General features: G+C 57.4%; 8 protein-coding genes and 2 tRNA genes. 9 read left to right on the top strand and 1 reads right to left on the bottom strand.

Going from position 1 to position 12,793, the window contains the following annotated elements; all coding sequences use genetic code 11:
- The first annotated feature begins 99 nt into the window (after positions 1-99).
- The 3 genes from LCM31_RS13280 (at position 100) to nadA (ending at position 1,642) form a co-directional block, all read left to right on the top strand.
- Positions 100-175, top strand: a tRNA-Lys gene (locus LCM31_RS13280).
- Positions 176-297: 122 nt separating this feature from the next.
- Positions 298-373, top strand: a tRNA-Lys gene (locus LCM31_RS13285).
- A 189-nt stretch (positions 374-562) separates the two neighbouring features.
- Positions 563-1,642 carry a quinolinate synthase NadA gene (nadA, locus tag LCM31_RS13290; RefSeq protein WP_224870851.1) on the top strand — a complete coding sequence of 360 codons (1,080 nt, stop codon included), beginning with the start codon at positions 563-565 and terminating at the stop codon, positions 1,640-1,642.
- Positions 1,643-1,696: 54 nt separating this feature from the next.
- Here nadA and LCM31_RS13295 read toward each other — a convergent pair whose 3' ends face one another.
- Complete coding sequence (locus tag LCM31_RS13295; RefSeq protein ID WP_224870853.1) at positions 1,697-3,214, bottom strand: M48 family metalloprotease; 1,518 nt, start codon at positions 3,212-3,214, stop codon at positions 1,697-1,699.
- 164 nt (positions 3,215-3,378) lie between these two features.
- Here LCM31_RS13295 and LCM31_RS13300 point away from each other — a divergent pair, with 164 nt between their 5' ends.
- The 6 genes from LCM31_RS13300 (at position 3,379) to aceE (ending at position 12,788) form a co-directional block, all read left to right on the top strand.
- The gene (locus LCM31_RS13300) at positions 3,379-3,657 is read left to right on the top strand and encodes a sulfurtransferase TusA family protein (protein ID WP_224870855.1); all 279 of its coding nucleotides are present in this window, start codon (positions 3,379-3,381) and stop codon (positions 3,655-3,657) included.
- 134 nt (positions 3,658-3,791) lie between these two features.
- A complete protein-coding gene (locus LCM31_RS13305) occupies positions 3,792-4,892 on the top strand; it encodes an AI-2E family transporter (protein ID WP_224870856.1) in 1,101 nt (366 codons plus the stop codon).
- Positions 4,893-5,057: 165 nt separating this feature from the next.
- Positions 5,058-6,161 carry a phosphoribosylaminoimidazolesuccinocarboxamide synthase gene (locus tag LCM31_RS13310; protein ID WP_224870858.1) on the top strand — a complete coding sequence of 368 codons (1,104 nt, stop codon included), beginning with the start codon at positions 5,058-5,060 and terminating at the stop codon, positions 6,159-6,161.
- A gap of 179 nt (positions 6,162-6,340) precedes the next feature.
- Positions 6,341-8,803, top strand: coding sequence for a marine proteobacterial sortase target protein (locus tag LCM31_RS13315; protein WP_224870861.1), 2,463 nt, complete (start codon positions 6,341-6,343; stop codon positions 8,801-8,803).
- A complete protein-coding gene (locus LCM31_RS13320) occupies positions 8,800-9,417 on the top strand; it encodes a class GN sortase (protein WP_224870863.1) in 618 nt (205 codons plus the stop codon). The genes LCM31_RS13315 and LCM31_RS13320 overlap by 4 nt, the downstream gene beginning before the upstream one ends.
- Positions 9,418-10,118: 701 nt before the next feature.
- The gene (gene aceE, locus LCM31_RS13325) at positions 10,119-12,788 is read left to right on the top strand and encodes a pyruvate dehydrogenase (acetyl-transferring), homodimeric type (protein WP_224870865.1); all 2,670 of its coding nucleotides are present in this window, start codon (positions 10,119-10,121) and stop codon (positions 12,786-12,788) included.
- Positions 12,789-12,793 lie beyond the last annotated feature (5 nt).

Below are 12,793 nucleotides of genomic sequence, written 5' to 3' on the forward strand. Positions count from 1 at the left end.
GTCTAAGCCCTTAAATTTGTTAGCTATTTTTTTGTAACCGGGACTTGCGTTTCCGGATTAGATCCGTAAGATACGCAGCTCCTCAGGTAGAGGGGTCAAGGGTCGTTAGCTCAGTTGGTAGAGCAGTTGGCTTTTAACCAATTGGTCGCTGGTTCGAATCCAGCACGACCCACCATCTTCCCCCCTGTAACCGCATTCCGATACATTTGTCGTGCGGTTATGTATTAAAGAGCTCGTAGCAAGTACGAGTTATACAAGTAGTTTTGTCGCTTCCCTTACGGGATAGGACAGTCTTAAGGGTCGTTAGCTCAGTTGGTAGAGCAGTTGGCTTTTAACCAATTGGTCGCTGGTTCGAATCCAGCACGACCCACCATTTCCTTAAGAACTCCCCCCTGCTTAGCCATTACCCAGCAAACGCTCTTGCGTCTTCGTTTCCCTTGTTTTGCCACCTTAAAATGCGTCAGATTTGCAGGGAATTCGGATTGAACATCGGCGAATTGCACCGGTATCGGTATAATGCCGGCCTTTTCCGTCAGTACGTAGAGAGCTTACGCAAACAACTATGACAGACAGCAGCGACAAAATCGCTTCCAACGCGCCCGCGCCTAATGCCATCGATGCCCGTGACTTTGTGCAGGATCATCTAGCGCACCCCGGTGCCCACGCGTACAGCGAGGAAGAATTGAACCAGTGGCGTGAGCGCATCAAGCGCCTGCTGAAAGAGCAGAACGCCGTGCTGGTCGCGCATTACTACACAGATCCGCTGATCCAGGCGCTGGCCGAGGAAACCGGTGGTTGTGTTTCCGATTCCCTCGAAATGGCCCGTTTTGGCGCGCAGCACGAAGCCGATACCCTGATCGTGGCTGGCGTTAAATTTATGGGGGAGACGGCCAAGATCCTGACGCCCAACAAGCGGGTTTTGATGCCTACGCTTGAGGCGACCTGCTCTCTGGACCTGGGCTGCCCGATCGAGGAGTTTTCCGCGTTCTGTGATCAGCACCCGGATCGCACCGTGGTGGTGTACGCGAATACGTCGGCCGCGGTGAAGGCGCGCGCGGATTGGGTGGTGACCTCCAGCATCGCACTGGATGTTGTGGACTACCTGGACTCCCAGGGCGAGAAAATCCTGTGGGCGCCGGACAAGCACCTCGGCAGCTACGTGCAGAAGCAGACCGGTGCGGACGTGTTACTGTGGGATGCAGCCTGTATCGTGCATGAAGAATTCAAGGCGAAGGGCGTGGCTGACCTGAAGGCTATGTATCCAGAGGCGCTGGTACTGGTGCACCCGGAATCGCCGGCAGCGGTCGTGGAGCTGGCCGACGTGGTGGGCTCCACTTCGCAAATTATCAATGCGGCGAAGACCCGCCCGAACAAGCAGTTTATTGTTGCGACCGATCAGGGCATTTTCTACAAGATGCAGCAGCAGTGCCCGGATAAAGAGCTGATCATCGCGCCTACCGCGGGTTCAGGGGCCACCTGTCGCAGCTGTGCCAATTGCCCGTGGATGGCGATGAACTCATTGGAAAACCTGTGTGGTGTTCTCGAGCGTGGCGACAATGAAATCTTTGTGGATGAGGCCCTGGGCAAGCGGGCGATGATGCCACTGCAGCGGATGCTGGATTTCCGCAAGCCCCTGGACTGAAAGTAAAAAAAGAGCGGCAACTAGCCGCTCTTTTTTATTGTGAATTGGGTGGAGTTAAAGCTCCTTGGCCCGTTCCTGCATCTTGATCACATCTTTCATGCGTTGCTCCAAAATCGCATGGGTCTGGTAATCGTTTTTCGCCAGGCGCACACCGTGGCGCAGGTGCTGCAGGGCTTTATCGAACACGCCATTTAAGATGTAGTACTCCGCGCGCGCCTCGTGCACGCCGACAATATCCCCGGCCAAACCGTGGGTTTCCGCCAGTAGGTACCAAACCGCCGGGTCTTTGCGGCGCACGCGGCTGTGCTTCTTCAGGATGCGCTCCGCGGCCAGATAGTTTCCCGCCTTGAAGTGGGCGTTCGCCAGGCCCATGGTCAGGGCGTGGTTTTTCGGATTCTTGTTGACCGCTTTTTGCAGGCGATTGGTCGCGCTGGTGTAGTCCTGGCGGACAAGATCGATATCTGCACGCGCCAGTACAAAGGCGTCTTTGTCGGGCTCTTTGTCCAGCAGCGGCTGCAGGGTGTCGATGGCGGTATCGGGTTTGCCGGCGGAAGTTTGCGCCAGTGCCAGGCCGTAGCGGGCGGCGTCTTCATTGTCGTTGATGCCGCGCAGCTCCGCTTGGAAGCGCTTCACTGCCTGTTGTGGTGTAGCCTCCGCGGCTACGCGAATACGCGCACGCATCAGGTGGTATTCGCGGCTGTTGCGCAGTGGCACCTTGTCCATGCGGTTGGCCCGCAGCTTGGCGTCTGCGATACGCTTCTCGGTGACCGGGTGCGTGAGCAGGAATTCTGGTGGGCGGCGATAGTAGCGGGTCGCTTTCAGCATTTGCTCGAACATTTCGCCCGCGGCCTGCGGGTCCATGCCGGCCTTGGCCAGGGTTTCGATGCCTACGCGGTCGGCTTCCTGCTCGTTCTGGCGGGAAAAGCGCAGTTGGTTGTCCAGCGCGGCGGCCTGGGTCGCGGTCATGGCGGCGAGGCCAGCATCGCCGCCGGCGGTCGCCGCCAGCACCAGGGCGCCCAGCATGCCGGCGAGGGTGGGTAGGGTGCTGTTGCGCTGTGCTTCCAGAGAGCGGGCGTAGTGGCGCTGGCTCAGGTGCGCGAGTTCGTGCGCCAAAACCGAGGCAAACTGGTCTTCGTTTTCGGCAAACAGAAACAGGCCGGTATGGACGCCGACCACGCCACCGGGCACGGCAAACGCATTCATGGTTTCGTTGTTCACCACAACGACGTCGAGGCTTTTGTCTTCCAGTGGGCTGTATTCCGCCAGTGCCTGCAGTGAATTTTCGACATACTGCTGCAGCAGGGCGTCACTGGATGTACGCACCTGACTGCGAAACATGCGCAGCCACATGCTGCCCAGTTCTTTTTCGCGCGCGCGGGAAACCAGGCCGCTGCTGGTGTCGCCCAGCATGGGGAGTTGGATGTGGTGGTCGCCCTGAGCAGTTGCCGCCAATGGCGCGGCGGTCAATAGTAGCCCGGCGGTGAGGGCCGAAATAAAGCCGGCCGCGCGCTGACGCAGGCGCATGCAGCTGCGACGGATTCGGTTTCTGAATGATCTCGGGTTCTCGGTCATAATATTACTGCGCCTGCCGGGTTTCCTGCCGCTAACACTATACGTAACCCTGTAAGACTGTCGAGGTTTTGAACAGCTCCAGGGTAAAAGGTTCAGCTCTATGGCCCATTGACCCATGGGCACCGGTATAATTCATCGCATTTACGGTTCTTAACCGCGTTTTTATGACCAGTTCCGCAAAACAGGCCAGTCTGGCACCGGATATTGTGTGGGCCTCTGCTGTAAGGGTAGATGCCAGCGGGCAGCCGTGCCCGCAACCACTGCTCGCCATGCGGCGGGCCCTGAAGCAGTTGGCACCGGGCGAGATTTTGCATTTGATTGCAACCGATCCCGCGTCACAGCGGGATATCCGCAGCTTTAGTGAGTTGAGCGGCGTACCCTTAATGCGAGCTGAAATTGACGGTGAATTCTTCCATTATTGGCTGCAGCAGATCGACTCGTGACTAAGTGTCCACAGGTCGCGGCAATGGAGGTGCGATCCGAGCGCGATAAATGCGCCATAGATACGCTAAAGATACGCAATAATTTTGAGTTTGATCTGAGTTAGATCCTAAAGAGTTTCGAGAGAACAGCATTTATGTATGCGATTGTTAAGGGGTGGGTAAATCGCTATTTCGGCCAGGAAGAGGTGGTACTGCTGGTACTGCTGCTGCTGGCTGCGCTGATTGTGCTCGCCACATTGGGTGGTGTGCTGGCGCCAGTGCTGGCGGCGCTGGTGATTGCCTTTTTGATGCAGGGGATGGTGCAGCGTCTGGAATCCTGGAAGGTGCCGCACTGGCTGTCGGTGAGTATTGCCTGCCTGGTGCTGGTGGGCATCATCGCGGCCCTGTTGTTTGTAGTACTACCTATTATATGGCGGCAGGCGGTGCGTCTGTTTTCCGAGCTGCCCAATATGATCGCCAGTGGCAAAGATTTATTGGTGTTGCTGCCGGAGCAGTACCCGCGCCTGATCACGGCGCAACAAATTGATGAAATCTTCACTACCGTCGGCAGTGAGCTGGGGGGGATTGGCCAGACCTTGCTGACCTTCTCGCTGGCCAACCTGCCGATTCTGGCGGCGGCGCTGATTTATCTGGTGGTTGTACCCATTCTGGTGTTCTTCTTTCTCAAGGACTCCAAGCAGCTGTTGCGCTGGTGCGCCTCCTTCCTGCCCCATCAGCGTCCGATGCTGCGCCAGATCTGGTATGAAATGAATGATCAGGTGGCGAACTATGTCCGCGGCAAGGTCATCGAGATTGCTATCGTGGGTGTGGTAAGTTACGTCGCCTTCCTGTTGCTGGGGGTAAATTACGCGCTGCTGCTGGCGGCCGCGGTGGGCCTGTCGGTGTTGATTCCCTATATCGGGGCGGCGGTGGTCACCATCCCGGTGGCGATGATCGGTTTGTTCCAGTGGGGTTGGAGCAGTGAGTTTTTCTGGTTGATGTTCGCCTACGGCATGATCCAGCTGCTCGATGGCAACGTGCTGGTGCCGATCCTGTTTTCCGAGGCGGTCAACCTGCATCCGGTGGCCATTATTCTGGCGGTGCTAGTGTTTGGTGGTATCTGGGGCTTCTGGGGCGTTTTCTTTGCCATTCCTCTGGCCACGCTCGCCAAGGCCATTCTCAATGCCTGGCCCACCAGTGAGCACCAGGCGGAGTGGGCCAGGGAAGCGGCGGCCAGTGCCGACAGTGAAGTTTGAGTCCAGCGATCGCCTCTGATTGAGCGCCGGCACTGATTTGGACTGTCACTTTTTCGACGGTTGGGGGTTTGCTAGAATCCCGCGCCTGAATTTCTAGCCCCGCTGTCGCGGGGCTTGTGTCTATCTATTATCTATACCCGTCTTTCTAACGGCACAGGAAACTCCATGAGCCTCGCAGACAAAGTCCTCGCGGTGAACAATGATCTCCCGATTCGCACCGATAAGCCGGTCCACAGTGGCAAGGTGCGCTCGGTCTACTGGCTGACCGCGGCAGACAGTGCCCGCCTGATCAAGGAAAAGGGCTACCCGGTGGCCGCAGATGCGCCGCTGGCGGTGATGGTGATTTCCGACCGGATGTCGGCGTTCGATTGCATCTGGAAAGGCGAGAATGGCCTGCGCGGCGTTCCGGGCAAGGGTGCGGCACTGAATGCTGTAGCCAATCACTGGTTCAAGCGCTTCAAGGAGCAGGGCTTGGCGGACAGCCACATTCTGGATATTCCCCATCCCGCGGTGTGGATTGTGCAGAAGGCCCGCCCGGTGATGATTGAGGCCATCGCTCGCCAGTACATTACCGGCTCCATGTGGCGTGCTTACAGCAAGGGCGAACGGGAGTTCTGTGGCATCCAGCTGCCGGATGGCCTGCAAAAGGACCAGAAGCTTCCCGAACTGCTGATTACCCCGTCTACCAAGGGGATTCTCAAGGGAATTCCGGGGGTCCCGGAAGCGGACGATGTAAACATTACTCGCCAGAATATCCTGGAGAATTTTGCCGCGTTTAATTTCCAGAGCGCTGAGGATATTGATCGCTACGAGCAGCTTCTGAAAGAGGGCTTTGGTGTTATCTCGGCCGAGCTCGAAAAGCTGGATCAGGTGTTTGTAGATACCAAGTTCGAGTTTGGCTATGTCAGTGACGCAGAAGGTCGTGAAAAGCTGATCTACATGGATGAAGTGGGTACCCCGGACTCGTCCCGCATCTGGGATGGCCCTCAGTACCGCAATGGCGAAGTTGTGGAAAACTCAAAAGAAGGTTTCCGCCAGGCACTGCTGAATCATTTTCCGGATCCGGATATTCTACTGAATAAAGATCGTATGGATGAGCGCCTGGCGCTTGCCCGTGACAATGAGTTGCCGGAATCCATGTTGATAGCGGTTTCCAATACCTATGTGGGTATCGCTGAAAAGATCATCGGCGAAAAACTGGTGATTTCGGACAACCCCAAGGCGGAAATCATCGAGGTATTGCGGGATGGGTATGGCCTGATCGACTAGGCTCCCACTTATCCCCACATTTTCAGAAACCGGCCCCGTGCCGGTTTTTGCGTTTTTGGCATTGTATTTTGTGCCTTGCCATATTTCGCCACAATTGACCTGCAGTTCGCCCGATTGATTCCCCGGCGGTGCCCGATTGCCTGTGTGTAATACCTCCACTCATTGATTTGGAGGCTCTCGTGAACCGACCGCTTTTTCCATCACCGCGCATCGAGCGCGACTTGTTGATTCTTCCTACCAGCGAATATTACCGCCGCCGCTACCGCAAAAGTCGCGTTGGCAGCTGGCTGCTGTTCACCGTGACCACGCTCGCCGTGCTCCTTGCTGCCGTCGGGGCGAGAGCGGAAGACGCATCGCAAGCACTGGCTTACGAACAGGTGGCGCTAGAAGATGCCGGTAGCGGCGACTTACTGCTTGTAGGCAGGGAGGCGGGGGCCTTTGAGCCAGCATTACACCTGTCGACTGCGGTCGATATGCGGGTGCGTGGGTTGGTGGCAGAGGTGCAAATTGCGCAGACATTTACCAACACCAGCAATCACTGGCGGGAGGCCGTCTACGTACTGCCGCTGCCGGAAAATGCCGCGGTACGCGGCATGGAGATTGTCATTGGCGAGCGCAGAATTGTCGGCAAGGTGCGCGAGCGTGAAGAGGCGAAGAAGGTGTATACCGAAGCGCGCGCGGCGGGCAAGCGCGCAGCGTTGCTGGAGCAGCAGCGGCCGAACATGTTTACCAGTCGTGTCGCCAATATCGCACCGGGTGAAAAAATTGCCGTTGAGGTGCGCTATCTGCAAACACTTAAATTTGATCGCGATCAATTCAGCCTGCGCCTGCCGAGTACCCTTACGCCGCGCTATATTCCCGGGGTGCAGGGCGAGCTTTCTCAAGAGTCAGCACAAGAGCCTGTACAAGAGCCTGTACAAGAGCCTGTACAAGAGCCTGTACAAGAGCTCGCGCTCAATCCCCACGGCTGGTCGCTGCCTACGGACCAGGTGCCGGATGCGCAGCATATTACCCCCTTCATGATGCCGATGGCGGAACTGGCAAGCCGTGGCAGCCACCAGATGTCGATTCATGTCGACCTCGGCATGGGGTTGCCGCTGGCAGACATTTATAGCCCTTATCACGAGGTGGACTTTCGTCGCCAGGACGGGAATCGGTACCAGGTGCAGTTGAAAGGAGGCTCGGCGCCAATGGACCGCGACTTTGTGTTGCACTGGCGGCCGCAGATGTCCTCCATGCCTTCCGCCGCATTGTTTGCAGAGCAATCACAAGGTGACAGCGCACAATATCTGCAGTTGTTGCTGTTGCCTCCACGGGAATCCGGCGCGACTCGCAGGTTGCCCCGGGAAGTGGTGTATGTGGTCGATACCTCCGGCTCCATGGGCGGCAACTCGATCCGTCAGGCCAAGGAAAGTCTGCTGCTTGCGTTATCGCGGCTCGATGCGCAGGACCGGTTCAACATTATTGAATTTAACAGCCACCACCGATCTTTTTATCCGCGTCCCGTCACTGCCAGTCAGGAGAATATTCACCGCGCGCGCGACTGGGTGGAATCGCTGAGTGCTACCGGCGGCACAGAGATGGCGCCTGCGTTGAAAGAAGCCTTATCCCAGCAGTTGGATGAGCAGGCTGGTGAGCTGGTGCGTCAGGTGGTGTTTATTACCGATGGTGCGGTTGGCAATGAGCGGGCACTGTTTGAAATTATCCAGCAACGACTCGGCCAGGTGCGTTTGTTTACCGTGGGCATCGGTTCAGCGCCCAACAGTCACTTCATGACCAAGGCCGCGCAAATAGGCCGTGGCAGTGCGGTACATATCGGTGACCTGGGTGAAGTGCAGGTGCAAATGGGCCGCTTGTTCGAGAAGCTGGAAAACCCACTGGTGACGGATCTGCGCGTAGACTTCCCGCGTGGAATCAAACTCGAGGGTTACCCAAAGCAGCTGCCCGATCTGTATCTGGGTGAGCCGGTGCGGTTGGTTGCACGGATCGAAGGCCAGCCCCTGGGGGTGCCATCGAGCGGAGAGCTGGTTGTCAGTGGTCGTCTTGCGGGCAAGCGATTTTCCCGCAGTATTTCGTTATCGCAACTGGCAGTGGATCAGCAGGGCGATGAAATAGGCAGTGTGTGGGCGCGCGCAAAAATTGCCGCGTTACGGGATATGCAACGCCAGCGCGGCCCCCTGGCAGGAACCACAGGTGAAGGCGAACGGGTCGAAGGTTCGCTCAAACAACAAATTCTCACGCTGGCGCTCCGTTACCAGTTGGCCAGTCCCTACACCAGCTTTGTTGCTGTCGAAGAGGCCCCGGTGCGTTCACAGGTCGAAACGCTGAAGTCCAGTTCTGTGCCCAATGCGGTTGCCAGTGGCCAGAACCTGCAACGCTTCACCTATCCCTCTACGGCGGCCGGCGTTTATGGGCAATTTTTTACTGCCTTGCTGTTGCTCCTCTGTGGTTGGGGGCTGCGCGCACGCGCCGCAATCGTGCGAAGTGTGCGTGCGCTGCTGTACGGTCTCGTTCCCGATGTGCGTCGCTGCCAAACGCGTCTGGAACATTTCCTGGCGCGACGCCTTTCTCCGGCAACAATAAAATCGGGTGAATTGCCGCCGCACGTTATTGGCACGCGTATTCCAGGGGTTCAGAAATGAACCGCACGTGGTTATCTAAACGTTTGCTTCCACTGCTGTTGATCGCTGCCGGTGTGTGGCAGCTGGCGAGCGCCAGCTGGATACTGGTGAAAGCGGAATTGTCGCAGTACCTGATCAGCAGAGCCTGGGAGCGGCAGTTGCACGCGGGAGAGATTCAAAAGCCGTGGCCCTGGGCGGATACCTGGCCGGTAGCGCGGCTCAAACTGGACCAGCAAAAACCTTTGGTGGTATTGCAGGGGATCACGGGTGAGGCGCTCGCCTTCGGGCCCGGCTTACATGAGGCTTCAGCGCTGCCGTTTGCGCAAGAGCACGCTGGTAATACTTCCGTACGCACCACGGTCATTGCCGCGCACCGCGACACCCACTTCCGCGGGCTGGAAAAGTTGCAGGCGGGGATGGGGGTGCAACTGCAGGCACGCGATGGACGGTGGCAGCACTATCGAGTGCTGGGTACCAAAGTGGTGGACAGTACGCGTGAGACGCTGCCAATCAGCGACCGGCCCGGCTTGTTGCTGGTTACCTGCTATCCCTTTGGGAGCCTGGAGGCGGGAGGCCCGCTGCGCTACCTGGTCTACGCGGAGCCGGTGCCGGACGCTGCGGTGATTCAGCTGTAACCGCAAAGGGTTGCTTGATTCTGGCCATGCCCACCGAAAATGGGTGGGCGTGTGGCCTGTCGAGTGCCGCAAATGTTGCAGGCCAATCGGCGCTTTTGGTTATTGACGGATTGGCGCAATACAGGTTGGCGTGGGAAGTCACCATCCCGCCAATCTCGCTTTAGTTGGTACATGCGTGACCAAAAAGCGATTTTTGGACTCTATTTTGTAATAGAATTTCCCGCATTGGCGACAAAATCATCCGCCAATACCACTTTGTGGAAACTATTTGTTTTGCAATTTGGTTTTATTTGTTACTAATCGTCCTATCTGGAAAAACTTTTGTAGTAATACTACAATCGCCCCCGCTTGAGCACTTACCGCCTGTTTTTATGTGGTGATGCCTGTGCGCTGCGAGGCGCTGGCCCTACATTTAGCAGGTCGTGAATTCAACGCCGAATTCAAAGTCGAGCCGGTCAGCGGAGCCTCAGGTTCCCAGCCGGCGGTATTCCGTCGCACAGCCCTTTTCAGCACTCAAGCGCTTGTCAGTACTGAACTGCTGATCAGTGAAAATCGCTTTTCCGGCCATTTTTGGTGGCGAATTGGCGAGGAAGGTGCCTGACTCGGGGGGAATTCCCCGCATTTGCGGTACTGTTGCGCGGCAAAAAATTCTGACCATAAAAACACCGACTCGACGTCGTATATTCGCCGAGGAGCATTTGATGCACGAAGAAACCGACATTCAGGAAACGCAGGAATGGCTGGACGCGCTGCAGGCGGTCATCCGCCACAGCGGCAAGGAGCGCGCTGCGTTCCTGATCAAGCAGCTGTCTGATCGCGCGACCAACACCGGCGTACAGCTGCCGGCGGCCATTACCACCCCGTACCGCAATACCATTCCGCCAGAAGCGGAAAAGCGTATGCCCGGGGACCTGTTTATGGAGCGTCGTATCCGCTCCCTGATCCGTTGGAACGCACTGGCTATGGTGGTGCGTGCCAACTCCAACAGCGATGGCCTCGGTGGCCATATCGCGAGCTTCTCATCGGCAGCGACCCTGTACGATGTCGCCTTCAACTACTTCTTCCGCGGTAATGAAGGTGAAGAGCGCGGCGATCTGATTTTCTTCCAGGGCCACAGTGCTCCGGGTATTTACGCCCGCTCCTATCTGGAAGGCCGCTTCGACGAAGAGCAGCTGGACAACTTCCGCCGTGAAGTAAACGGCAATGGCCTATCTTCTTATCCGCACCCCTGGCTGATGCCGGAATACTGGCAGTTCCCCACTGTATCCATGGGCCTGGGACCGATTCAGGCGATCTATCAGGCGCACATCATGCGTTACCTGTCTGCCCGCGGTCTGTCTCCGCGCGGCGATCGCAAGGTATGGGCGTTCCTGGGTGACGGTGAGTGTGATGAGCCGGAATCCCTGGGCGCAATCGCCCTGGCGGGCCGCGAGAAGCTGGAAAATCTGGTATTCGTGGTCAACTGTAACCTGCAGCGCCTTGACGGCCCTGTGCGTGGCAACGGCAAGATCGTTCAGGAACTGGAAGGTGTGTTCCGCGGTGCCGGTTGGAACGTAATCAAGGTTCTGTGGGGCCGTCTGTGGGATCCGCTGTTCGAGAAAGACGACAAAGGCCTGCTGCAGAAAGTCATGGATGAAACCGTCGATGGCGAAATGCAGAACTTCAAGGCTAACGGTGGCGCCTATACCCGTGAGCACTTCTTCGGTAAATATCCGGAGCTCAAGGAGATGGTCAAAGACTTCTCCGATGAGGAAATCATGAAGCTCAACCGCGGTGGCCACGATCCGTACAAAGTGTACGCGGCTTACGCCGAAGCCATGGCGAGCAAGGGCAAGCCCACCGTGATCCTGGCACAAACCGTAAAAGGCTACGGCCTGGGTGCGGCCGGTGAAGCGGCGATGGATACCCACAACGTGAAGAAAATGGACACCGAAGCCCTGAAGCGCTTCCGTGACCGCTTTGCGATCCCGATTACCGATAAAGAAATCGAAGAAGTACCTTATTACCGCCCGTCTCCGGACAGCCCGGAAATGAAGTACATGGACGAGCGCCGCAAGGCCCTGGGTGGCCCGGTACCGTCCCGCAGCACCGAAGTAGCCAAACTGGAAATCCCGGAACTGGACGCCTTCAGTGCGCTGACCAAAGGCTCCGGCGACCGCGAAATCTCCACCACTATGGCGTTTGTGCGTGCACTGTCCGTACTGGTGAAAGACAAGAAGATGGGCCAAAACGTTGCGCCGATCGTTCCCGACGAAGCGCGTACCTTCGGTATGGAAGGTCTGTTCCGTCAGCTGGGCATCTACTCTTCCCAGGGTCAGAAATACACGCCGGTCGACCACGGCCAGATCATGTATTACAAGGAAGACAAGAAAGGCCAGGTGCTGGAAGAAGGCATCAACGAAGCCGGTGCGATGTCTGCGTGGATGGCGCTCGCCACCGCTTACAGCAACCACGGCGTACCGATGGTGCCGTTCTACATCTACTACTCCATGTTCGGTTTCCAGCGCATCGGCGATCTGGCTTGGGCGGCGGGTGACATGCAGGCGCGCGGCTTCCTCGTGGGCGCTACCGCCGGCCGTACCACTCTGAACGGTGAAGGCCTGCAGCACCAGGATGGCCACAGCCACGTACTGTCTGCCACCATCCCGAACTGTAAGAGCTATGACCCGGCCTACGGTTACGACCTCGCGGTAATCATGCGCCACGGTCTGAAGGAGATGTACGAAGAGCAGAAGAACCTGTTCTACTACGTCACCATCGAGAACGAAAACTACCTGCAGCCGGAAATGCCGCAGGGCGTTGAAGAAGGCATCATTCGCGGTATCTACAAGCTGGACAACAATTCTCGCAAGCCGGGCAAAGGCAAGGCGGCGAAGAAGCACGTACAGCTGGTGGGTGCTGGTTCTATCCTGCGCGAAGTGTTGGCCGCCGCGGACATTCTCGCCGACCAGTTCGGTGTTACCTCCGACGTGTGGAACCTGACCTCTGCCACCGAAGCTTCCCGCGAAGCGCAGGACGTGGCGCGCTGGAACATGCTGCACCCGACCGAGGAAGCCCGTAAATCCTGGATTGGCGAACAGTTCGAGGGCAACGAAACCCCGGTAGTGATCTCTACCGATTACATTCGTTCCTACGTTGAGCCGCTGCGCGAGTTTATCGACGGCGACATGATCGCACTGGGTACCGACGGCTTCGGTCGTTCCGACAGCCGCGAGCAGCTGCGTCGCTTCTTCGAAGTGAACCGCAACTACGTGGTGATCGCTGCGCTGACCGGCCTGGCAAACCAGGGTGTCATCGATGCCAAAGAAGTGGCAGACGCGATCAAGAAGCTGAACATCGACCCGGAAAAAGTAAACCCGCGTCTGGTTTAAGGCCC

This window comes from Microbulbifer agarilyticus, from assembly GCF_020171345.1.
GTDB classification, from domain to species: domain Bacteria; phylum Pseudomonadota; class Gammaproteobacteria; order Pseudomonadales; family Cellvibrionaceae; genus Microbulbifer; species Microbulbifer agarilyticus_D.